Genomic DNA, 23,865 nt, shown 5'->3' with positions numbered 1-23,865 from the left:
ACCTTCACCCAGGGAGGTCGCCCATGCTATGTACTCGATGCCAAACCAGCGAAGCCATTGCCCATACACGCTTCGACTCGTACTGTGAAAGCTGCAGCCTAGACGTCGCGCTAGGCCTGCTCTCAGCTTGCCGGCTATCTGATAACGCAATCAAAGCCCTGATCGCCTCTGGCTGGGATATGCCAGTCACCACACTCCCCCACTACTCTGCAACCGACATAGCAAAAGAGATCGGTGTCTCTCCACAGAAAGTGGGCCGAGTGGCCAACGCAAATAATCTTAAACGCCAAGAGTTCGGTGAATGGCGGCTCGACCAGGCCGCCAATAGCAAAAAGCAAATCGAAACCTTTTGGTACAACGACCAAGGCCGGAAACGGCTTCTACAACTCTTTGAGGTAACGACCAAATGACCAAACCAATAGAACTCGTACAGCCCAATGATTGGGTAGAAGAAAAGATGCTAAGTCAATTGACCGGGCTTGGCAGGAAGACCATAGAAGAATTTCGACTCAACGTCTGGATTGAAGGCGTTGAATTCATCAAGGTATCTCCCTCTGGACGCCTCAATGGAAGAAAGGTGCTATATAACCGTAAGGCAATTGACAAGTCCTTTTACAACTACCAGAGGATCGCGTGATGATGACACCGGAAGGCGTAGAAGTACGCGGCACATCAATTCGTATCTGGTTTTTGTACCGCGGTAAACGTTGCAAAGAAACTCTTAAAGGCTGGCAAGCCACGCCGGCCAATATCCGAAAAGCAGGGCGGCTTCGCGCCGTCATTGTATCGGAAATATCAGACGGCACATTTGACTACCTGGCGCGCTTTCCCAACTCCAAGAAGGCGAGAGAGCTTGGCAGCGCAGCGTCCCTAAGCAAGTCGATGACCGTTGCAGAGCTTTTTGAGAAGTGGCTTAACGCGAAAGCGGCCGATTACTCAAGAACCACTCTCAGGAATAAACGATCGGTGGCTAAAACCTGCGTTCAAATGCTTGGGCCAGAGAAACTAGCCGTCAACGTCAATTATGAAGATGGATTACTTCTGCGAAGCCAGCTTATTTCTGGTCAGACTCTTTATAGTCATCGCGGCAATAAGAAAGGCCGTTCCGCAGGGACGGTCAACTCTTACATGTCGTTGTGTGCCGAGGTTTGGCGTTTCGCTTGCCTGTCCGGCTATATCGCTTCCAATCCATTCGAGACAATCAAGCCTGTACGTAGTGACGATACCGAGCCGGATCCACTCGAATATGATGAATTTCTGTCGCTGATTAATCATCCCTCCATCACTGAACAAGAGAGAAATCTTTGGACAGTAGCGGTATACACAGGCTTACGTCACGGGGAGCTATGTGCCTTGGCATGGGAAGATATCGATCTCAAGCGAGGAGAAATAAAAGTGACTCGCAACCTATCAATCGGCGGCTACTTCAAGGTGCCAAAAACAAAGTCAGGCGAGCGGACGATTAACTTATTAGAGCCTGCTATCGATGCTTTGAATCGACAGAAAGCCCTCACCTATTTAGCACACGAAGAGAGTGTAAGCGTATTGCTTCGAGAGCCAGGTAGGCAGCGAGAGGAGTCTTGTCGATGGGTGTTCAAACCAACCATGAAATCTGCAACCAAAGCGGAGGGCGGGAGTTACTACAGTAAAAGCGGTTTGGCCGTTGTTTGGAACAGCTGCATGAAGCGAACAGGTATACGCCGTAGGACGCCTTATCAAACCCGTCACACCTATGCGTGCTGGATGCTAACCGAAGATGCCAATCCGAGCTGGATAGCTCGTCAGATGGGTCACAAGGACGCCAGAATGGTGATGACTACCTATGGCAAGTTCATGCCAAGCAGAAGCGGCCAGCAAGTTGAAAAGCTAAATAAGCGCTTTTCCACCGTGTCCCATACGTGCCCCATCGAGAATCTAAAAGGAGGTAAAAAGAATTGAAAACAATAATTTATAAAACGTGTGGTATTTCACGTAACGAATTAATACAGCGCGTAATACCTAGGACATAGATTGATAATTCCTAATCATTTCAAAAAGGTAGATGTGAAATTGCGCGAGATCAACTTTGATAGGCTAGCGATATAAATCGGTTATTTTGTTGCAAACATAACCGAAAAATGACGCAGAATTGACCAAGTGGGATGGTGCCTTATCAAGGCCGAGATAATCAAAAAGCGGTGTTTTCTTGCGGCGAAAGGAGCGTGACGTGCTAAGCAAGAAAAACGCCCGACAAGGTTATCGGGCGACTTGAATTATTGCGGGTTTGCACCAGAAAAAAGCGTAAAAAAGTTACGGCTGGTGACGTCACAGACCGTTTCCACCGATTCACCCTTTAACATCGCGACGTACTCAGCAACTTCTTTCACATAAGCTGGCTGGTTTTGCTTGCCACGATGGGGAACAGGTGCCAAGTATGGCGAGTCTGTTTCAACCAGCAGGCGCTCAAGCGGTATACGACGCACCACATCTTTCAGCTCTGTGGCCTTGTTGAACGTCACTATCCCAGAAATTGAAATGTAGAAACCGAGTTCAATCGCCGCCTCTGCCATCTCATAGCTTTCTGTAAAACAGTGTAGCACACCCCCGACGCGCTCAGCGCCCTCCTCACGTAAAATCGCAAGCGTGTCTTCACGTGCCGCGCGAGTATGGATAATCAAGGGTTTGTTAAGCTCAACCGCGAGACGGACGTGCTGGCGGAAAATCGCTTGCTGCTGCTCAGCAAGCTCTGGCTGATAGTGGTAATCAAGCCCTGTCTCTCCTACCGCCACGACACGCTCATCAGCCGCTAAGGCTTTCAATCGGTCGTAATCGAAACCATTTTCGATATCCAAAGGGTGCACACCACATGAGGCAAAAACATGCGAGTAAGGTCGGATCATGTCTAGCATCGCCGGAAAGCTATCTAGCGTTACCCCCACCGAAAGGAAATAGTCGACGCCCCTTGCCTGCGCTTTATCTAAAACATCGGCAACATTCTGGTGCAGCGAGTCGTAATCCAGTTTGTCGAGATGGCAATGAGAGTCTATTAACACGTTATTCTCCAATCGATAATAACCACTGGCTAACAACCAATTCGGTATTTAGCCCTGTATGAATTTGTAACTGACGCTGTAATTGATGCAGCGCACGTAGTAGTGAATGAACTTGCTGGGTGGTCAGCACATTGGCCACCTCGGCAACCCGTTGATGATGATACCGATGCACAATGGTCTGCCCCACACCTTGACGCCATTTAAGTACATCAAGCAGAAAATGACTGAGCCAGTTCAATGAAGCGGGATAGTGTGCGACCAACACCTCGATAGTGTCAAACAGGCCCGTTCTATCGCGCACATAGGTAGAAAAGCTTTCTACCACACTATGGTGATGATCTAACCCGCCCGATGCCACAAAGTCACGAGCAGCCAAGGGGGCGCCCCGATATAAGCCTACCGCATGGTCTGGCACCGAGCGCTGCAATGCTTGCTCTACCCAAGTTTTGGCTGTTTCAGCCTCCGCCTGCGGGGCTTTCCACACGCTACAGCGACTGATAATCGTCGCGAGTAAACTATCCAGCGAGTCTGTCAATAACACGAAGTAACACCCTGAAGGTGGCTCTTCTAGCGATTTAAGCAACGCATTGGCCGCGGCTTCCCCTAAACGCTCGACACACTCTATGACAATAAAGCGCGCCCCGCCCAATTGCGACGTTTCCAGCGCTTGTCGTTGCACCTTGCGCACTGCATCAATACCAATCTGCTTGCCGGGCTTCTCGGGGGCTAGCCAGTGAATATCGGGGTGGTTACCCGCCGCAAAAAGCTGGCAATGATGACAATGCCCACAGGCGCTATCGTTTTGATGGCCACACAGTCGCACCTTGGCAAGCTGGCTTATCAATGCGCGACGGCCGCTGCCCGGAGGCGCGGCCAACAAGAGCGCGTGCGGAAAGCGCGCACTCGTCAATAGTTGCTGCCAATGCGCCCAAACGCCTTCAAACCAGGGATAAACGTAAGGCGCTGGGTATGCCAATGTTATCTTGTCACTCATACGCCTGGTTGCTGCTTAAGCCAATTTTCTAGTGCCGTTTTAATCTGAGCGGTCACTGTGTCTAGCGACTGGCCCGCATCAATCACCACCACACTGGGATCGTCGTTTGCCAATGCCAGATAACGCGCTCGCGTGCGCTCAAAAAAATCCAGTTGCATGGTCTCAATCCTATCCAACTCACCTCGACCCCGCGCACGTGCAAGGCCTACCTCTGGGTCGATGTCCATATACAAGGTCAGTGAGGGGGCAAACGTCCCCAAGACCGTTTCTTTCAGGCTTTTCATCAGCGACGTGTCCATACCCCGTCCCCCACCTTGGTAGGCCTGTGATGACATATCATGGCGATCACCCACCACCCATTGGCCCTTCGCCAGGGCGGGTTTGATCACGTTTTCGACAAGCTGTACCCGTGCGGCGTAAAGCATGAGAAGCTCGGCTTTATCCGTGAGCGGTTCATCCGGGTGACCTTGTTTGACAAGCGTACGCAACTGTTCAGCAAGCGGCGTGCCGCCGGGCTCTCGCGTAGTGATCACATCCTGGATTCCGGCGTCGAGTAACACCTGTTTGATCTGATTGATGGCCGTACTTTTGCCCGCGCCTTCAAGGCCTTCTACAACGATGAAATGGTTCTTCATTGATTCTTCAACACTTTTAAGTAATCACGCACGGCCCGATTGTGTTCGGCCAAGGTGGTAGAAAATTGGTGGCCGCCTTTACCCGTGGCGACAAAATAGTAGTAATCCGTTTTTGCTGGCTGGGCAGCGGCAAAGATGGCCGCTTTACCTGGCATCGCGATCGGCGTCGGGGGCAAGCCATTAATCACATAAGTGTTATAAGGCGTCGGTGTACGTAAGTCACGTTTACGAATATTCCCCTCATACTGATCACCCATACCATAAATCACGGTGGGATCGGTTTGTAAACGCATACCGCGTCGCAACCGATTAACAAATACCGACGCCACCTTTTCTCGCTCACTCGCCACCGCGGTCTCTTTTTCAATGATGGAAGCCAGGATTAATAGCTGATAAGGGGTTTCTATCGGTAAGTCCTCGATACGTTGCTGCCAAGCCTGCTCCAAGGCCACTTCCATTGCACGCGCGGCGCGTTTTAGCAATGCAATGTCGGTATCCCCCACATCATAGGCGTAGGTTTCAGGAAGCAGTAATCCTTCTAATTTATCGTGTGTGAGCCCAAGCGCATCAGCAATTGCCTGTTCACTCATGCCATCCAATGTTTTGTCGAGATGCGGCGCGGAGGCAAGCTGCTTGCGCCACTGGGCAAACGTACTCCCTTCGACAAAGGTGATTTCATCTTGATATTGCTGCCCTGAACGCAGAGTCGCGAACGCCTCGGCTAATGTTTGTCCAGGTTGAACCTGAAAGGTGCCCGCTTGTACTCGAGTCAGCTCTGGATAAACCCGTGGCGCAAACTTCGACCAGATGCTTGATGTCATCCAACCGTTGTCTTCAAATTTTGCAATGACCTTATGGTAATGTGCACCGCTAGGTACGGTGAATAGCTGAGGCGTCTGCAAGGATAACGGCGTGGAAATAAACGCCTTCGTTTGCCAAAGCACCCCAGCGACTGAGGCCAAGACTATCGCCATCAATACGCTCACCAGCCCCAAAAATCGCTTTTTTAGCACGCGTTTAACCTCTGTTGTAATCGCCTTGTCAGCGTATGCGTTTTATAACTTGTTTCATTGATGGATGTCACTGGCACCACCTTCATCAAGGTATTGCAAATAAACACTTCATCGGCACGCCACAGCGCCGTCTCATCGACCGCGACCGTTTTACATTGGTAGTCCGTGAAACCTTCAATCACGGCCATCACTTTTTCTCGCATCAGTCCCGCCACACCGGCATATGCCAAATCAGGTGTATAAATGACATGGTCTTGGCACCAGAAAAGATTGGACGCCGTGGTCTCAACCAGGTTGCCAAACATGTCCGCGACCACGAAATCATCGGCCTCCACGTCTTCCAGTGCCAGCTTTAGACGCACCTGCTCTAACCGATTGAGATGTTTAAGCCCCGCAAATGGTGACGCGCCAAGTTGCATCTGCGTCGTCGCCAACGCCACCCCATGCTGTTGCCAATGATGATAATGGCGAGGAAACGGATGCAGGCTAACAATGACGGTTGGCGACGAGCAGCCTTTGGGACTGTAACCGCGTCCCCCCTGGCCTCGGGTGATAATCACCTTCAACACCTGTTCATCCTGCGAATACTGACACGCTTGATCGAGCGTTATCGCGAGTGCCGACCAATCAACCTCGCGAATGGCTAATCGCTCACAAGTGCTTTGTAAACGCAGTATATGTGCATCGCGATCAAGTAATAGCCCCTGATACACATGGCCAGTGGTAAAGCAACCATCACCAAATTGGAGCCCTCGGTCAGCGACCGCTAATTCGCGACAAGGATGTCCGTTTACCCAGATCATTTATCAACCTCGACAGTCAACTATTCTTACCGACAATAAAAACCTTACCGACAATAAAAAACGGCCCGAATCGTCGGGCCGTTACTATAGCAGACTCTTTTTAGGCTGTATAAACGCCTATGCGTATTACAGCTTTTTGAAGATCAAAGAGCCGTTGGTGCCACCAAAACCAAAGGAGTTACACAAGGCGTACTCCATTTTTACGTCACGCGCTTCGTGCGGTACGTAATCTAAATCGCAACCCTCATCGACATTATCAAGGTTGATCGTTGGTGGTACGGCTTGATCAATCAGCGACATGGCAGTGATAATTGACTCAGCAGAGCCTGCCGCACCGAGCAAATGACCGGTCATCGACTTGGTTGAAGAGACCAATACACTGTCCGCCGCCTCGCCCATTGCACGACGGATCGCTTTACTTTCCGCCACATCGCCTGCCGGTGTCGAGGTACCGTGCGCGTTAACGTAACCGATTTGTGCTGGGTTAATCCCCGCATCACGAATCGCTGCTTCCATCGCCAGTGCCGCCCCTGAGCCATCTTCACTGGGTGACGTCATATGGTAAGCATCCCCGCTCATGCCAAAACCGGCTAATTCACAGTAAATGGTCGCGCCACGTGCTTTCGCGTGTTCATATTCTTCAAGCACCATGACGCCAGCACCATCACCCAGCACAAAACCATCACGATCTTTGTCCCATGGGCGAGAGGCCGACTGTGGATCATCGTTACGTGTTGATAATGCTTTGGCGGCGGCAAAACCGCCAATACCAAGCTCGGTAGAGGCTTTCTCTGCGCCGCCGGCCACCATAGCGTCTGCATCACCGTATGCAATCATACGGGCGGCATGACCAATATTATGCAGGCCTGTGGTGCATGCGGTGGAAATCGAGATGTTTGGGCCACGCATGCCGTAATTAATCGACACGTGCCCTGCAATCATATTAACGATGGTTGATGGGACAAAGAAGGGGCTGATTTTACGTGGACCCTTCTCCATATACGCACGATGGTTTTGTTCAATCAAACCAAGACCACCAATGCCTGAACCTATCGCGACACCAATACGGTGTGCATTGTTGTCATCAACTTGCAGTCCGGAGTCTTTAATGGCTTGCACACTGGCAGCAATGCCATATTGAATGAACAAGTCCATTTTTCGTGCATCTTTTTTCGACATGTAGTCTTCACAATTGAAGTCCTTAACCATGCCCGCAAATTGAGTAGCAAAGTTAGTGGCATCAAAATGCTCAATCGCTGAGATACCGCTTTGCCCGGCTAGCAGAGCTTTCCATGAAGACTCAACTGAGTTACCCACGGGTGACAACATACCCATGCCAGTCACAACAACACGACGCTTAGACACGATGATATTCTCCGGAGAATATAAGTTTGGAAATTAGAATAGCTTAAAAAGAACACAGGCGGTCGAGGAGACCGCCTGGTAGGATTCTGAGATTACGCTGAAGCGCCGACAACGTAGTCGATAGCTGCCTGTACAGTAGTAATCTTCTCTGCTTCTTCATCTGGAATCTCTGTATCGAATTCCTCTTCAAGAGCCATTACCAGCTCAACGGTATCCAGAGAGTCCGCGCCCAAGTCGTCTACGAATGAAGCTTCGTTTTTCACTTCTGCTTCGTCGACACCTAGTTGCTCAACGATGATTTTCTTTACGCGTTCTTCGATGTTGCTCATATTAATACTAGTCCTTACAAGATTCGCAGATGCGATATGTGCTGTAGTTTATTCATTAATGTGGAAGTTGCAAGACCTCCACGGCTGGTCAAACCACGATTTGGGGACAAATCAATCGGAGTTTGACGTGTGTCATTCGAGATTGCAACGGTCTCGATCAAATCATGTACATACCGCCATTGACGTGCAAGGTCTCGCCCGTCATATAAGCAGCATCATCAGAGGCTAAAAACGCCACCGTTGCAGCAATCTCTTTTGGATCACCCAAACGCCCTGCTGGCACTTGTGCCAGCGTCGCAGCGCGCTGTTCATCATTTAGCGCCTTGGTCATATCGGTTTCGATAAAACCAGGCGCGACTGTATTCACTGTGATGCCACGCGCAGCCACCTCACGTGCCATGGATTTGGTAAAGCCAATCACGCCGGCTTTTGCTGCCGCATAATTTGCCTGTCCCGCATTACCCATCACACCGACCACAGAACCAATATTAATGATTCGGCCACAGCGTTTTTTCATCATCGCACGCAATACTGCCTTTGATAAACGGAAGATTGACGTTAAGTTGGTGTCCATAATGTCCTGCCACTCATCGTCTTTCATCCGCATCAATAGGTTATCACGAGTGATACCCGCGTTGTTAACCAGAATATCAACGTCGCCAAATTCTTTTTTGATCGTATCAAGCACCTCTGCGACCGACTCTGGCGAGGTCACATTGAGTGCCAGGCCTCTACCGTTTTCACCGAGATAATCGCTAATTGCAGCGGCGCCTTTTTCGCTGGTCGCCGTACCAATCACGGTGGCACCACGCTCCGCTAAAAGCTCTGCCGTTGCTCGGCCGATCCCACGGCTTGCGCCTGTCACCAGCGCTACTTTTCCGTCTAGTTTCATTCGGTTACCCTTTTAGTTGATTCTGCCGGCATGCACCGGCAGTCAAAAAGTGTCTTCGTAATACGGTTTATGCCTTCGCAGTGGCGAGGCTGGCGCTATCATTGACGGCCGCGCTGCTCAACGCCTTGTTGATGCGTTTGGTCAAGCCAGTCAGTACTTTACCTGGGCCAAATTCCAACAGCTGTTCCACCCCTTCAGCCGCCATATGCTCAACCGTTTCGGTCCAGCGCACCGGGCTATGTAATTGACGCACTAAGGCTTCTTTAATTGCAGCCGGCTCTATCGGCGTTTCCACATCAGCGTTGTTGACCACAGGAGTACGTGGCGCATTAAACGTGACAGATTCCAGTGCTTGCGCCAGTTTTTCTGCTGCCGGTTTCATCAGCGCACAGTGAGAAGGCACCGACACTGGCAGCGGTAATGCACGTTTTGCACCCGCCTCTTTACACAACGCATTGGCGCGCTCCACCGCTTCTTTATTACCCGCAATGACCACTTGGCCTGGCGAGTTGAAGTTAACCGGTGAGACCACCTGGCCTTGCGCCGCTTGCTCACAGGCTGCCGCAATCGCATCGTTATCCAAGCCAATAATTGCCGACATCGCTCCCACACCGGCTGGGACCGCCTCTTGCATCAATTGACCGCGCAGCTCGACAAGCTTAACGGCTTCTTTAAAATCCAATACACCCGCACAAACCAAAGCAGAATATTCACCCAAACTATGGCCAGCAAGCATCGCGGGCGCGGCACCACCTTGTGATTGCCAGACGCGCCAAATAGCCACAGACGCCGTCAACAAAGCTGGCTGTGTGCGGTGCGTTTCATTTAAATCCGCTTCTGGCCCTTGCTGGACCAATGCCCAAAGGTCATAGCCAAGCACTTCTGAGGCTTCTGCAAACGTCTGCTGGACAACACCATATTGTTCGGCGATCTCCCCGAGCATACCCACGGTTTGGGAGCCTTGACCGGGAAAAACAATCGCAGTTGAAGACGTCGCTGTTGAAGAACTAGCTGTTGAAGACATAGCTGTTTTCCTATTAATTTTAGAATCTTACGAGCGCGGATCCCCACGCAAAACCACCACCAAAGGCTTCGAGTAACACGGTGTGTCCGCGTTGAATACGCCCATCACGTACCGCCTCATCCAGTGCGGTCGGTACTGACGCTGCCGACGTATTGCCATGACGGTCAAGCGTCAATACCACTTGATCCATCGACATCGACAGTTTTTTCGCTGTCGCTTTAATAATGCGGTAATTGGCCTGATGCGGCACCAACCAGTCAATGTCTGTCTTTTCAATTTGGTTGGCCTGAAGCGTTTCTGTCACAATATTGGCCAGTTGTGTCACCGCCACTTTAAAGACTTCATTCCCCGCCATATAAAGCCAAGCTTCATCGGCCTCTAACGATTGACCACGCTCTGGATACTTAAGTTTCAAGAGCTCGCCAAATTTACCGTCGGCTTTTAAGTGGGTGGACAAAATGCCATCATTTTCATCGGCGGAAAGCACGACCGCGCCTGCACCATCACCAAACAAAATGATGGTGGAGCGATCATCGGGATCACAGGTATGTGAAAGGCGATCAGCGCCCACAACCAGTGCATTTTTGGCTAACCCGTTTTTAACATATTGATCCGCGACACTTAACGCATACACAAACCCAGAGCATGCCGCCGCAATATCAAAAGCGGGACAGCCTTTAATCCCCAACATCGCTTGCACATCACAAGCGGCAGCGGGAAAGGCACGCTCACCACTGGTGGTCGCCACAATAATCAGGTCAATGTCATGTTTATCAATGGCAGACATCTCTATCGCCTGCACGGCGGCCTGATAAGCCATCGAGGCAACGGTATCTGTGGGTGCAGCAATGCGACGCTCTTTGATCCCCGTACGGGTCACAATCCATTCATCACTGGTGTCTACCATCTGTTCAAGGTCAGCATTGGTGCGAACCTGTTCAGGCAAATAGCTGCCTGTGCCCAAAATCTTACTATACATGAAGACTACTAATGCCTCTCGAGAAGAACTGCCTCTAAACGGTCACTTATCTTAGTTGGGATTTGCCGTTCGACCTCGTGCACCGCTTCAAAAATAGCGTTTTCGTAAGCGGCGATATCAGCGCGTCCGTGACTTTTTACAACGATGCCGCGCAATCCTAGCAAACTTGCGCCGTTGTACTGGTCGGGTTTCAGCTGTTGGAGTTGATTTAAAAGATCAGAAAATAGCCATTTCGCGATCCAACGCTTAATAGGATGCGGGTGGAGATGGGCTTTCACCTTGTCGATGATCAAGCGTGCGACACCTTCGCTGGTTTTTAACGCCACGTTGCCGACAAAGCCATCACAGACAATCACATCGGTCTCGCCTGTATAGATTTGATCGCCCTCAACGTAGCCGGTATACCGCACTGCCTCACTTTGCTGCAAGAGATCGGCACAGCGGCGCACCAAGTCATTCCCTTTGATCGCTTCTTCACCAATGTTTAGCAGCCCGATTCGAGGTGTATACCCCAATTCAGCCTCCGCCAACACCGCGCCCATCACTGCAAATTGGAATAAGGTATCGGCATCACAGGCCACATTGGCGCCTAAATCCAGCAACCATTTACGTTGATAATTAGCACCTGGTAAGGCTGTCACTAGAGCGGGACGGTCGATGCCGGGTAAGAGCTTGAGCAAGTATTTGGATAGCGCCATAAGCGCGCCGGTATTGCCCGCACTCACACACGCATCTGCTTCACCACTGGCCACCTTTTCCAGTGCGACACGCATAGACGTGCCATGGCTGCGACGCAGCGCCGTGGATGGTCGCATGTCATTAGGAATAACGTCCGGGGCATGGACGATAGATAGTCGGGAATGATGCTGGGCATGGCGTTGATTCAGTGACGCCTGGATGCGAGATTGGTCCCCCACCAGGATCACATTTAGGTCCGCAAAATGCGACAATGCCTGCACGGAGGCAGGCACTGTGACTTGGGGACCGAAATCCCCGCCCATCGCATCGAGTGCAATGGTTAACCTAGTCAAGGGTCAACCTTACTTGTTGATAACCTTGCGGCCGCGATAGAAACCATCTGCCGTCATGTTATGACGCAGGTGAGTTTCACCGCTAGTTTTGTCTACAGATACAGCTTGAGTACCCAGTGCATCGTGTGAACGACGCATACCACGCTTAGAACGGGTTTTACGGTTCTTTTGTACGGCCATTGACCCTACTCCTCGTTACTTTGCTTTAAGTTTTTTAGTACGGCAAACGGATTTGGACGCTCATCAGCAAGTGGGATTTCCCCATACACCATGTTGTCTGCACTGACCTTACAGTCGGTGTCTTCGTGCATGGCGACTTGTGGCAAGGCCACAATCAACTCGTCTTCGACTAATTGAATCAGATCAATCTCACCGTTTTCGTCGACTAATGCCGGCTCATAAGCATCCGGTAAATTGCCAACCTGGTCATCATTGAAAACCGGGCTATAAACGAATTCAGTTTCACAGCGATATGAAAATGGTTCCCAACAACGTTGACACTCAAGACTCACTGTTACGGTCGCACGACCGGTGACAGTTTTGAGCCCTTGGGCGTCAATGTCGAACGAAAGCATCACTTCCGCATCACTATCGATGCTTTGGGTTGCCTCACCGAGACGCACTAAACGCTGCTTGTCTACAATACCATCATAGTCAAGTTGCTTTTGTGCACAACGGAACGGATCAACCGTCAGCGGTAGCTTTACCTTCTGCATAGGGCGCGAATATTAGCCTCCAAATGCGCTGGAGTCAAAGAAAATGTTACCTGTGTCAGGCGCGAAAGGATGATAGAGACAAAAGCGCACAAGCCATTGGTGATCGGGATGCCTCTGGCGCCTCGTTTACTCAGACCGACAACGATGAAAACCAACCCTTTCACCGCGGTCAACAAGCCAGCCAGACATACCTCTCCCGCTTTGCCCGACTCAAAGTCGCGCCCGCTATTTTTTCAGGTTAGACTGAGAGTTGAAAATAAACAATCATCGACCACGCAGATTGTTTAGTCACCTTCAACTGCGCGCAATATAAGGAACGATCATGCACACGACGCAACCTCCCAAAATTGTGCTGGCTTCAAGCTCACCGTATCGTCAAGCCATCTTTAAAAAGTTTGCGCTTCCGTTTACTGCATTCGCGCCGGCGATCGATGAAAGCCGGCATGAAAACGAGCGTGCCACCGACATGGTTGAACGCTTGGCACTCGAAAAAGCCATGGCGGGGATGCCGCTATTCGATAATGCGCTCATTATCGGTTCAGACCAAGTGTGTGTAATTGACGAGGAGGTATTAGGCAAGCCGCATGAGCGAGAGGTGGCGATCGAACAGCTAAAACGCGCAAGCGGCAAGCAAGTCACCTTTTACACAGGAATCGCGTTGATTAATAGTGATACGGGAGAGCATCAATCGGACGTTGAGCCCTTTCATGTCGATTTTCGTGAGCTAAGCGAACAAGAAATCGTTCGTTATATCGACAAAGAGCTGCCGCTAGATTGTGCTGGCAGCTTTAAATGTGAAGGTTTGGGCATTGCCCTTTTCAATGCCATGCACGGGCGTGATCCGAATACCCTTGTGGGCCTCCCACTGATACGCTTGCGTGAAATGTTAGAAAAGGAAGGTATATTCGTGATCTAGTGGCTATGATGTGCTAAATCGGCGCTCCCTGTCTTAAAGCAACATAGATGGAATACTATTTATACTCTCGCATATTGTGCGTAGAGCACATCAGCGAAGTCTAGTTCATTGATTTCTCCCACAACAAGGTCTCGAACAGCATCCGCAAGAAGATCGTTATCATGTACGATTTCGAAATCGTTGAGCGACAGGTATTCTAGAGCGACCGCTAGGCCAGTACGCTTGTTTGCATCTGGAAGCGCGTGCGCGACTGCAATACATGCTGTGTATTTTGCGGCGATTTCAAATACGTCATCCAACCCATCGTAGATAATTGCATTATCAATTCTACTCAACGCACCTTGTAGTTTCCCGAGATCTACAGCTCCTTGCATCCCGGGACCAGACGCTAAGATAAAAGCGTTTATCTCAATAACGCGCTCGAATGGGAAACAAATGATATCCATCACATATCCGCTAGCTTTTTAAACGTATTCGCGTGTGTTCGTAAAGCCAGTTTAGTCTCAGACTTAATAATCTGACGTCCAAGATCGCCCGATAGATCAATGCTTTTCTTCGCTTTAATTTTTGGTCTTTGGATCGATTGAACGCCATAAGTTTCAATTTTTCTATTCATTTTTTTCGCTTCCATCTAAACCTTGACTCATCATGGTCTATATCTTTGGGGACTGCAAGATAGCGTTCAGACCTTAACAAGTACTATACTCTCTCCATCACCAGCTCGTTTAGGCTGTTTAGTACGGCAACTGGCTCATAGGTCGAAAGGCTGGCAGAGTCTTCTACGCCCCAAGTAACCGCGAGCCTTGCCATATCCGCATTGATGGCCAATTGCATATCATGGCCGGTATCACCAATCATCAGCGCTTTATCACGTGGAATACCTGTTTGCGCTAACACTTCATCCAACATTTGAGGATCCGGCTTAGAGGCCGTTTCATCGGCGCATCGGGTCACCGAAAACAAATCGTGAGTTCCCGTTTCCGCCATGGCCCGATCAAGTCCAGTGCGTGATTTCCCAGTTGCCACCGCGAGCGTAAAACCCTGCGTTCTCAAAGAGATAAGGGTGTTTTTTACGCCAGGATAGAGCTGACAAGGCGTCGGATTATCGTAGACAAATTGTTGACGGTAGTGCTGAATCCAATCGGCATACCACGCCGGATCAGCGTCAGGGTAAAGCCGCTGATAGCCCTTTTCTAAGCTCAAGCCAATCATGGTTTGCAAGCGTTCTGGTGGCAATATAGGCAACTGCTCAGTCAGCCTAGCCGCCGCGTCCAGGCTTGAGACAATGCGCCCAATCGAATCCATCACAGTGCCATCCCAGTCAAAAATTAACAGTGAATATGGCGCAATCACGGAATGCGACGGTTGCTTGATCTCGCTTGCGCCAGGTTGCCAAGGGGAAGTAAACGGTGATTCAACTGTCATTACTTTAACCTCTGAGTGATGCTGTTTTCGCCCTTAGTCCCTCAAGCGCCCGCTCAAGCTTAGGTTCCATCGGCGCATTAAGCGTCATGCTTTCATCCTTGCCCGGGTGTAGGAAGCGGATGGTGGCCGCATGTAAAAATAAACGATCCAGCCCAAACGACTTGGTATACGCATCAAAACGTGGATCGCCATAACGATCGTCCCACGCCAACGGATGACCCATATACTGAGCGTGCACACGAATTTGATGCGTTCTCCCAGTCACAGGGCTTGCTTGCACTAAGGTTGCTTCAGCGAAGCTTTCAAGCACTTTAAAACGGGTTTCTGACGGCTTACCCTTAGGATTGACGCGTACAATACTGTTCACCTCATTTTTCAATAAAGGTGCCGTTACTTTGCGCTGTTTAGCGGGCCATTTGCCCATCACCAAGGCGTAATAGTCTTTACGTACTGTTTTTTCGCGAAATTGCGCTTGCAAATGACGCAACGCGGAACGTTTCTTCGCAATCAGCAAAATCCCAGACGTATCTCGATCGATCCTGTGTACGAGCTCCAAAAAACGTGCCTTAGGGCGAAGCGCGCGCATCGCTTCTATTGCCCCAAATTGTAACCCACTTCCTCCGTGCACCGCTGTCCCCGAAGGTTTATTGAGCACCAACAGATGGTCATCTTCATAAAGAATGCAATGCTCAAGCGCGGCCACTTTGTCTAATTTAGTACTGGGCGCGGCTTTCTCATCGCGCTCTGGAAGGCGGATGGGAGGCACCCTCACCACATCTCCGGCTTGCAGCTTATACTCTGGTTTTATGCGTTTTTTATTAACTCGCACTTCTCCTTTACGAAGTACGCGATAAATCATACTTTTTGGGACGTTTTTCAGCTGATTTCGCAGAAAATTGTCAATTCGTTGGCCGGCGATGTCGTCATCGATGTCGATGAATCGCACTTGAGTTTTTTGTTCTGTCATAACCTTCATTCTACCGCTAAGCACAGCGACATGCACCTGCTACGGCAAGTCACCCCTCACTGAGCACAGCAGCGGGTTGTGTTCCCCCCCTGTAACCGCGAGCGGCACAAGGCATTATCGTGCAAAAAAACACCACATCTGCGCGGTTTTACTACCAACACAACATAAGCGAATAAAGCCGATTGCTGGACTTTAGTCTCCCTGCTATAGTTGCGGCGTTAATCAGAAAAGCAAACGCTTATCTGAAACACAGCTTATCGCCTGTGACAGCGATTTCATCAGTGGAACATGCACTTTTCGACAAAAGGCCTGGTCTGCGATGAGTCAATCAAGTGATAGCTGTATACGGTTATATCCGTAAAAGAACCATAATTCCGAATGCTTTTAAGGCGTTACGCGGCAATTGGCGTAAGACGTAAACCAAAAGCACCCGTTTAGTGTGTTGACACGAGACTGTTAGTCAGTGTCAGAGCTCTCCGCCATCGGTAAAAACGGCGGACGCCAACTGCGTAATCCGGTGAGCCATAAAAACCGTTGCAGCTGGCCGATTAAAACTTGCCCGAGCGCACCCCTGATTTTCTCCAGCCGGGAGGCTGCACCATATCAGACTTGGGGTCAGGCAGCATTGACGACTGCTCTCGTCATCAACCGCTAATAACAACGATAAATAAATGAGAAAAATCAGATGAAAAGAATGTTGATTAACGCAACTCAGAAGGAAGAGTTGCGCGTCGCATTGGTTGACGGTCAACGGCTATACGATCTCGATATCGAGAGTCCTGGCCATGAATCGAAAAAAGCTAATATCTATAAAGGACGCATTACCCGTATCGAACCTAGCCTGGAAGCGGCATTTGTTGACTATGGCGCCGAACGACACGGTTTTCTCCCTCTAAAAGAAATTGCTCGCGAATACTTCCCTTCCGGTTACACCTATCAAGGCCGTCCAAACATCAAAGATGTGGTGAAAGAAGGCCAGGAAGTGATTGTCCAAGTGGACAAAGAAGAACGCGGCAACAAAGGGGCTGCACTGACTACATTTGTCTCGCTTGCGGGCAGCTATTTGGTATTAATGCCAAACAACCCACGTGCTGGCGGGATTTCTCGTCGCATCGAGGGGGAAGAACGCAGTCAGCTAAAAGAAGCCATGTCTGGCCTCGAACTGCCACAAGGGATGGGCTTGATTGTACGCACTGCAGGTGTGGGTAAATCGGCCGAAGAGCTTGAATGGGATTTGAAAGTCCTGCTCAATCATTGGCAAGCGGTGAAAGAAGCGGCTGGCGCCAACCCTGCGCCTTTCCTGATCCATCAAGAAAGTAACGTGATTGCCCGTGCAATCCGTGACTATCTGCGCCGTGATATCGGTGAAATCTTGATCGACAGTGAGAAGGTCTTCCAACGCGCCCAAGAGCACATCAAACTGGTTCGTCCTGACTTTGTCAGCCGCATCAAGTTTTATGAAGGCGAAGTGCCGCTATTTAGCCACTATCAGATTGAAAGTCAGATCGAATCTGCTTTCCAACGCGAAGTGCGCTTACCCTCAGGTGGCTCAATTGTCATTGATCCTACCGAAGCCCTAACCTCAATCGATATTAACTCTGCCCGAGCCACCAAAGGCAGTGATATTGAAGAGACGGCTCGCCAAACCAACATCGAAGCAGCAGAAGAGATTGCACGCCAATTGCGTCTGCGTGACTTGGGTGGTTTGGTCGTGATCGACTTCATCGATATGACCCCTGTCCGCCACCAGCGCGAGGTGGAAAACAAATTGCGTGACTCTGTCCGCATGGACCGTGCACGGGTACAAATTGGCCGCATTTCACGCTTTGGTTTGCTGGAAATGTCACGTCAGCGCCTCAGCCCGTCTCTGGCAGAAGCCAGTCATCATATCTGCCCGCGCTGTAAAGGCACTGGTGTAATTCGTGATAACGAATCGCTAGCATTGTCCATTCTTCGTTTGATGGAAGAAGAGGCAATGAAAGAGAACACGGCGCAAGTACTGGGTATCGTCCCTGTCCCCGTCGCCTCTTACCTACTTAACGAAAAACGCCGCTCGGTCCAGCACATTGAGAAATACCACAATGTCAAAGTGGTCGTGGTACCCAATGCCGACATGCAGACGCCACACTTTGATGTGGTTCGCGTCCGCGGCGGTGAAGAAATGGCGAACCTGTCTTATCAGCTGCCAAGCCAGATTGATGCGCTCAGAGAAGTAGAAGCACGCGAAGAGCCACAACAAGCGCGTCCAGCGAAAAAACGTGAAGAACCTGTATTACAAGGGTTTGCAGCGCCAAGCTCGCCGGCACCAAGCGCAACCAAAACCACCACGTCTGCCACTGAAGCCGAGACAGCCAAGCCAGGCCTGTTCGCGACAGTTGGTAAGTTTTTCTCTCGCCTGTTTGCCGCGCCAGCAGAGGATACAGCAACCGCGTCGTCACAGCCTGCCGCTGCACCTGAGCCAGCTCAGACGAAGCAAAACCAGAAGCCATCACACGACTCACATAACCAACGCAATAAGTCGCGTGGCCATAAGCCACAAAACCGCGATGAGCAAAGTGATAGCAACAACGGCGAACGTGGACGTGACAACAAACAACGCCGCCAGAATAAGCCGCAAGAAGAGCGTCGCGATAACAATCGTAAAGGGAAGAAAACCCGTAACGATAACCGCAACGACAAAGCGAAAAAGCCTACGACGCAACAAGATGAGGCCAAGGTAAACAAGCCACAGTCTGACAATGCGGATAAAGGCAACAAGCAGCAAGACCAAAAGGCGGAGAAAACCGAACAGGTTAAACAACGTCGCCAGCGTCGTAAGCTGAACCGCAGCGTGCGTATCAACAAAGACAATGCGGAGACGCAAGCCACCACAGACACTACATCTGATCAAAGCAAAGACTTGCAACAGGTCGGGGCGGAAGTGGCACAACAAGCCAAGCAGCAGCCTGATAACGCGAAGAAAGAAGGTCAGCAGGACAAGCGCCGTAACCGTCGCTCACCGCGCCACCTTCGCGCCAGTGGACAGCGTCGTCGCCGTCGCCCAATGGTGAAAAGCCCAATGCCACTCACCACCGGTATGGCATCACCCGAAATGGCGATGGGCAAGGTGTGGTCGGCAGAGCAACCGGTGAAAGTGAAGCAAGATCGCCGCCGCCAAGACAAGCGCCAAAACAATAAGGCCATTGTCAGTGGTGTTGCTCGTCCAGAAATGGCCATGGGTAAAGTCATTATCATGCAAGCTAAATCGGAGGAGACGGACACAGTGTCGACCCAACCGATGGCTTCGATAAACACCCCTGAGCCTGCACCGCAACCGGCACAAAACCAAGCAACACCTGTGATCGACGCTGCGCCTAAGGTCGCGACGCCAGACGCGCCAGCGACAACCCCTGAGCAAGACTCAGAGGTCGATTTGGTGACCGAGAAAGTGATTGAGCGCGAAGCGGAAATCAACGCCCCGACGGCAACGATTCAATACCGCCGCGCCACATCACCAATGATGAAAGCGCCGGCACCGATCCAACCGATGGATGACAGCCCTGTGGCAGTCGCTGCCTTTAAAGCGCCTAACCCAGAAGCGAAAGCGGCGGGAAGCGCAGAGGCACGAGCGTCTGCCTACGCACCGGCGACCAAACCTCAGTACTAATTCCGTTTGCTTTCGGAATGCTAAAGGCCTCGGCATCTGTCGAGGCCTTTTTATTTGACCGTTGTTCCATGAAATAACGTGGGCAAAACATACGCAATCTTGCAGCGATACACGGAAAAGTGCGTCGATCCACACGCTTCCATCGCGACTTCCTTGTCAAAGCGAAAAAACTCAGTAACGTCAAGGCAGACAATGATTGTCGTGTCGTCGCGCGAGAAACAGGCTCATCAGAGGCGTAGACGCTGGCCACGACATTGGAACGTTGCTGTAGGGAAGATGCTGTTGCTTATGAAAACCTTGTTTACTGCTTACCCATTTAAACGCCTCCATCACACCTTGATGCTGGCCTTCCTGCTATTGAGCCTCCTCCCTCTGATTTTGGTCGCCTTGTTTTTTCTTAACGCCCATAGCCAAGATCTACAAGAACAAAGCACGGCACACCTTTTATCGGTTCGCGACGGTAAGCAGCAGCAAATCAACGATTACTTTGAGGCGAAAGAGGCGGAAGTCCTTGGATTTGTTGCTTCAGAGCTCGCCTACGCCAGTGGTGGGCATTTTTATGGTTTGGTCAATGCTTTTCAGCGACTACGACCAAACATCGACGCCGCTCGTGATTACGCACAACGCCGCTATTACCTTGGGTCCGGTGAAGGGGTCAAAACACCTGTGCACAAGGACGATCCCAATTATTCCGCCACCGAGCGTTATCGGCTGCTACACAAACGCTACCACCGCGCTTATCAAGCTTTGCTCGCTCGCGCAGATTTTGACGACCTCCTCTTAGTCGACAAGCAAGGCAACGTCACCTATTCGGTGAAAAAGCTGGACAATTTTGGCACTAACCTACTCTCAGGCCCGCATCGCAATGCACGACTGGGACACACTTTCGCGGCCCTAAAACAGCAAACGCAACAAACAAAAGGGAAGTTAGATCCGACGCCTAAGGTGATTATCTCGGACTTTTCTGCTGAAGATACCGACGCACCCGTTGCATGGCTTGGCGCCCCCATTATTCAGCAAGGGTACCTGCATAGCTACGCGATCTTCCGGCTTCCTAATCATGCCCTTACCAGGCTAATGGCCCCCAGAGAAACCAATGCAATTGAAACACACCTCGTCGGCGATGACGGCAAGACTCGAGCGCATTCAACCAGCAACAGTCAGCTTGTCAATAACACGCCTGCCATAGAAAAAGCATTAGCCGGAGAAACGGGCGTCACCCGCTATCAAACCCAATCAGGCCAAACTATGCTCGCTGCCTACACCCCCATTCACGCCCACGGTCTCAAATGGGGGCTAGTGGCTGAAGTCCCTACGCAAGTGGCCTACGCTCGAATCCACCAGCTGCAACAGCTTTTTATCGTTGCCATGTTACTTGCGATTCTGGCGGTGGTCATTGCCTCGCACTATATGTCCAACTTTATTACTCGCCCACTGCTTCAGCTTACATGGGCGGCAGAAAAAGTCAGTGCAGGTGACCTTGATACCCAAATCCACCACACGCGTCGTCGTGATGAAATCGGGCGTTTGGCGGTGAGCTTTGCCCGCATGCGCCATGCCATTCGCGAAAAACTGGCCTTAATACGCCAACAAAACCAGGCCTTAGAAGCTAACATCACCACCATACGTGCTCAGAATGAAGAGCTGCATGTCGCCAACAAGCTGAAAGATGAATTCCTGGCCACCACCTCTCACGAACTTCGCACCCCCTTACACGGCATGATAGGGATTGCCGAAGCACTGATTGACGGTGCGAACGGTCCGGTTAGTCGCGATCATCAGTATCAACTGTCGATTATCGTCAACAGCGGCCAGCGCTTGGCCAAGTTGGTTGATGATCTCTTGGACTACCATAAAATGCGCTATGGGCAATTGGATTTGGAGCAAGGTCCTGTCAATCTCAACGCCATCACACAGCTTGTGCTGTCACTCGCCAAGCACCTTAAAAAAGAGAAGCCGCTAGACATCATTAATCAGCTTAGCGACACGCCAATCTGGGTACACGCGGATCCCCAACGGCTTGAGCAAGTTATGTACAATTTACTGGGAAATGCGATTAAGTTCACCGATGCGGGTAAGATTGTTATTAGCGCCGACACCTTGGACGATCGCGTTCGCATCCAAGTGGTTGATACGGGTAAAGGGATCCCCGCGGAACAGCTAAGCACCGTTTTTGAACCGCTCGCACAAGCAGTGAGTAGCCACTATCATTATCAACACGGCGCAGGCCTCGGTCTATCCATCAGTCGTCAACTTGTTGAGCTGATGGGCGGCCAGCTGTACGTCAGTAGTCAGCCGCAAGTGGGGACCACCTTTAGCTTCACCCTTCCGAGCGTCAATGAGCCTCCGGTGTTGACCACCGAGCTTTCCGCCGTCTCTACCCAACACATTCATCAAGATGACACGCGAGAGACCCTCGCTCACTCCTCTTCGGACGTTGTTTCGCAAAGCCAGCATAATCACAATGGCTTACATATTTTAGTGGTCGATGATGAGCCAACCAACCAACAAGTGCTGACCAGTTTTCTTAATATTGAAGGCTATCAGGTCAGTACAGCCAGTGATGGACGTACAGCGATTGATCATATCGCCACCACAAAGCCAGATCTCATCTTACTCGATGTGCTAATGCCCGGAATGAGTGGATTCGAGGTCTGTGAGCAGCTGCGTGCACGCTATGACCATGCTGCACTTCCGATTATCATGCTAACGGCCTTAAATCAGCCTGATGATCGCATCTATGGCTTTGAGGTCGGCGCGAATGATTATCTCTGTAAGCCCTTTGATAAAAGAGAGCTCGCCGCACGGATAGCAACACATCTTGCCGCTAGCCAAGCGGAACAGCGCCGCCAAGAAAATCAACGCCTCGAGCAGGCGCTTGAACAAAGTGCTCGGCAACAGGCCAGTCTACTCGAAACCCAGTCTTGGTTGATTTCACAGCTCTCTCTCGCTCCTGAAGCTATGTTAGGTATGCGAAAAGATGGCCAGGTTCGCTTTGTTAACCAAGCGGCAGCCTCCTTGTTTGAGCGTGAGCAAGACGAGGTAAAACGGATGCATGGCCAAGCCTTAGTGAGAGCGCCCGAGCAGGCCAATCAGATGGAGCGCTATCAAGGCCCACTGACCATTTATATTGAAGGACGTCCCCGAGACGTCGACGGCATGCTGCTGCGTTTTCCCGCAGAGTCTGACATTGATAGCCTGTATGTCATCAACACAGACGCTCCCGTGTCTCAGTCTCGTATACAGAGCCTAGAAAGCGCCATCGAAGCCTTATCTGGCTACGCATTAGGCGGAGACTCGCGCCAACTTGAAACGCTAAAAGCCATGGGGGGCGAATTTGAAGCTATCGCTGAAAAAGCGCAACACCAACAACAAGATAAAGCCAACGCACGCAGACAGCTAATTGTTGATGCCATGGTAGCCAGCTTGCATTACTGGGAAGAAGCCACAGGCAAAAGCAAATTCGATTTTGCCGAGCAAAGTGGTCTTTGGCGCGTCTACCTTGACCGTAGTAGCTTACAAACCCGCACATTGGATAAGTACCTGCTCATCGAAACCCTGCCAAAAACCCCGCGATGGCGCACAGTGCTGAGCTCCATTCGTTTTATCCTCGATCATTGTGACAAACGTAGTACGACCCGTACTCAGCTGGAGTCCTATTACCAACAACTTCGCCAGCTACTGCTAGAAGACTAACACAGCCAAATCGCTCCCTCTCCCAGTGCCTCTCCTATCGGGACAGGTAGCTCCTATCGGGACAGGCACTGCTTCGTTCCCGCTATCGTTTCTCCACCCTCTTAAGCATCCCTGCTTCTGGGGACAGGCACTTTTACCCTGACAAGCACCCTCTTAAGGCACCCTCTTACGGGGACAGGCACTGTCTCTTATGAGGACAGTCGTACTTCTTGCGCTCTCATTTTTGTAAGGACAGGCACCTACATGTTAGCCGCAGGCTCCTCGTTCTGTCCGACACACTATCAGCTCTTGTGGGGACAGACACTTATAGCACTCCCTTTTAGCGCCCTATCAGGACAGGCGCATCGAAGTAAGTGAGCAAACCTCGGTGACTGTCCTATTGGCGGTTCTCTTCACGTGCCT

The 23,865-nt window shown here is 50.8% G+C and carries 23 protein-coding genes; 6 read left to right on the top strand and 17 right to left on the bottom strand.

The annotated features are described in order from the left end of the window. Positions 1–23: 23 nt before the first annotated feature. The 3 genes from EHW58_RS11450 to EHW58_RS11440 are packed head-to-tail and all read left to right on the top strand — an operon-like array spanning position 24 to position 1,938. Positions 24–410 carry a hypothetical protein gene (locus tag EHW58_RS11450; RefSeq protein WP_152796503.1) on the top strand — a complete coding sequence of 129 codons (387 nt, stop codon included), beginning with the start codon at positions 24–26 and terminating at the stop codon, positions 408–410. Then, complete coding sequence (gene xisR, locus EHW58_RS11445) at positions 407–637, top strand: excisionase family protein (RefSeq protein ID WP_077458550.1); 231 nt, start codon at positions 407–409, stop codon at positions 635–637. Before EHW58_RS11450 ends, xisR begins: the two co-directional genes overlap by 4 nt. After that, a complete protein-coding gene (locus EHW58_RS11440) occupies positions 637–1,938 on the top strand; it encodes a site-specific integrase (protein WP_152796501.1) in 1,302 nt (433 codons plus the stop codon). Before xisR ends, EHW58_RS11440 begins: the two co-directional genes overlap by 1 nt. Positions 1,939–2,252: 314 nt before the next feature. On the opposite strand, the gene EHW58_RS11435 is transcribed toward EHW58_RS11440, so the two are convergent. From EHW58_RS11435 to yceD, 13 genes are all read right to left on the bottom strand, one after another. Next, a complete protein-coding gene (locus tag EHW58_RS11435) occupies positions 2,253–3,032 on the bottom strand; it encodes a YchF/TatD family DNA exonuclease (RefSeq protein ID WP_172969964.1) in 780 nt (259 codons plus the stop codon). Between the two features lies 1 nt (position 3,033). After that, entirely contained in the window at positions 3,034–4,026 is a 993-nt protein-coding gene (holB, locus tag EHW58_RS11430) for a DNA polymerase III subunit delta' (RefSeq protein WP_152796497.1), read from the bottom strand. Next, entirely contained in the window at positions 4,023–4,661 is a 639-nt protein-coding gene (gene tmk, locus EHW58_RS11425) for a dTMP kinase (RefSeq protein WP_046075443.1), read from the bottom strand. Before tmk ends, holB begins: the two co-directional genes overlap by 4 nt. Beyond that, positions 4,658–5,674 (bottom strand): endolytic transglycosylase MltG, encoded by a 1,017-nt coding sequence (gene mltG / locus EHW58_RS11420; RefSeq protein WP_172969965.1) that lies wholly within the window; start codon positions 5,672–5,674, stop codon positions 4,658–4,660. The genes tmk and mltG overlap by 4 nt, the downstream gene beginning before the upstream one ends. Further along, positions 5,668–6,477 (bottom strand): aminodeoxychorismate lyase, encoded by an 810-nt coding sequence (pabC, locus tag EHW58_RS11415; protein ID WP_152796495.1) that lies wholly within the window; start codon positions 6,475–6,477, stop codon positions 5,668–5,670. Before pabC ends, mltG begins: the two co-directional genes overlap by 7 nt. A gap of 126 nt (positions 6,478–6,603) precedes the next feature. Continuing rightward, entirely contained in the window at positions 6,604–7,842 is a 1,239-nt protein-coding gene (gene fabF, locus EHW58_RS11410; protein WP_046075440.1) for a beta-ketoacyl-ACP synthase II, read from the bottom strand. Between the two features lie 92 nt (positions 7,843–7,934). Further along, positions 7,935–8,171: an acyl carrier protein gene (gene acpP, locus EHW58_RS11405; RefSeq protein WP_046075439.1), complete on the bottom strand. Its 237-nt coding sequence runs from the start codon at positions 8,169–8,171 to the stop codon at positions 7,935–7,937. Positions 8,172–8,328: 157 nt separating this feature from the next. Further along, positions 8,329–9,063, bottom strand: coding sequence for a 3-oxoacyl-ACP reductase FabG (fabG, locus tag EHW58_RS11400; RefSeq protein WP_046075438.1), 735 nt, complete (start codon positions 9,061–9,063; stop codon positions 8,329–8,331). Positions 9,064–9,130: 67 nt separating this feature from the next. Continuing rightward, on the bottom strand, positions 9,131–10,087 hold the full coding sequence (fabD, locus tag EHW58_RS11395; protein WP_152796493.1) for an ACP S-malonyltransferase: 957 nt from the start codon (positions 10,085–10,087) through the stop codon (positions 9,131–9,133). A gap of 19 nt (positions 10,088–10,106) precedes the next feature. Continuing rightward, positions 10,107–11,066, bottom strand: coding sequence for a beta-ketoacyl-ACP synthase III (locus EHW58_RS11390; RefSeq protein ID WP_046075436.1), 960 nt, complete (start codon positions 11,064–11,066; stop codon positions 10,107–10,109). 8 nt (positions 11,067–11,074) lie between these two features. After that, positions 11,075–12,097 carry a phosphate acyltransferase PlsX gene (gene plsX / locus EHW58_RS11385; protein WP_152796491.1) on the bottom strand — a complete coding sequence of 341 codons (1,023 nt, stop codon included), beginning with the start codon at positions 12,095–12,097 and terminating at the stop codon, positions 11,075–11,077. Positions 12,098–12,106: 9 nt separating this feature from the next. Then, positions 12,107–12,277 carry a 50S ribosomal protein L32 gene (gene rpmF / locus EHW58_RS11380; RefSeq protein WP_046075434.1) on the bottom strand — a complete coding sequence of 57 codons (171 nt, stop codon included), beginning with the start codon at positions 12,275–12,277 and terminating at the stop codon, positions 12,107–12,109. Positions 12,278–12,282: 5 nt separating this feature from the next. Beyond that, entirely contained in the window at positions 12,283–12,813 is a 531-nt protein-coding gene (gene yceD / locus EHW58_RS11375) for a 23S rRNA accumulation protein YceD (RefSeq protein ID WP_152796489.1), read from the bottom strand. A gap of 322 nt (positions 12,814–13,135) precedes the next feature. Here yceD and EHW58_RS11370 point away from each other — a divergent pair, with 322 nt between their 5' ends. Continuing rightward, positions 13,136–13,729, top strand: a complete 594-nt coding sequence (locus EHW58_RS11370) for a nucleoside triphosphate pyrophosphatase (protein ID WP_152796486.1) — start codon at positions 13,136–13,138, stop codon at positions 13,727–13,729. A gap of 59 nt (positions 13,730–13,788) precedes the next feature. On the opposite strand, the gene EHW58_RS11365 is transcribed toward EHW58_RS11370, so the two are convergent. From EHW58_RS11365 to rluC, 4 genes are all read right to left on the bottom strand, one after another. After that, positions 13,789–14,175 (bottom strand): type II toxin-antitoxin system death-on-curing family toxin, encoded by a 387-nt coding sequence (locus tag EHW58_RS11365; protein WP_077607468.1) that lies wholly within the window; start codon positions 14,173–14,175, stop codon positions 13,789–13,791. After that, the gene (locus EHW58_RS11360; protein ID WP_077607486.1) at positions 14,175–14,345 is read right to left on the bottom strand and encodes an acetyltransferase; all 171 of its coding nucleotides are present in this window, start codon (positions 14,343–14,345) and stop codon (positions 14,175–14,177) included. Before EHW58_RS11360 ends, EHW58_RS11365 begins: the two co-directional genes overlap by 1 nt. Positions 14,346–14,428: 83 nt before the next feature. Continuing rightward, positions 14,429–15,154 carry an HAD-IA family hydrolase gene (locus tag EHW58_RS11355; RefSeq protein WP_152796484.1) on the bottom strand — a complete coding sequence of 242 codons (726 nt, stop codon included), beginning with the start codon at positions 15,152–15,154 and terminating at the stop codon, positions 14,429–14,431. A 4-nt stretch (positions 15,155–15,158) separates the two neighbouring features. Further along, positions 15,159–16,121 carry a 23S rRNA pseudouridine(955/2504/2580) synthase RluC gene (gene rluC / locus EHW58_RS11350; protein ID WP_077578964.1) on the bottom strand — a complete coding sequence of 321 codons (963 nt, stop codon included), beginning with the start codon at positions 16,119–16,121 and terminating at the stop codon, positions 15,159–15,161. A gap of 694 nt (positions 16,122–16,815) precedes the next feature. Between rluC and rne the strand changes: the two genes are divergently transcribed. Beyond that, positions 16,816–19,767, top strand: coding sequence for a ribonuclease E (gene rne, locus EHW58_RS11345; RefSeq protein ID WP_152796658.1), 2,952 nt, complete (start codon positions 16,816–16,818; stop codon positions 19,765–19,767). Between the two features lie 288 nt (positions 19,768–20,055). Beyond that, positions 20,056–23,463, top strand: coding sequence for a response regulator (locus tag EHW58_RS11340; protein WP_152796482.1), 3,408 nt, complete (start codon positions 20,056–20,058; stop codon positions 23,461–23,463). Positions 23,464–23,865: the final 402 nt, after the last annotated feature.

Source organism: Salinivibrio sp. VYel1 (assembly GCF_009377945.1).
Classification (GTDB): domain Bacteria; phylum Pseudomonadota; class Gammaproteobacteria; order Enterobacterales; family Vibrionaceae; genus Salinivibrio; species Salinivibrio siamensis.
Note: the sequence above shows the minus strand (reverse complement) of the source record. Positions and strands in the feature narration are given on the sequence as shown.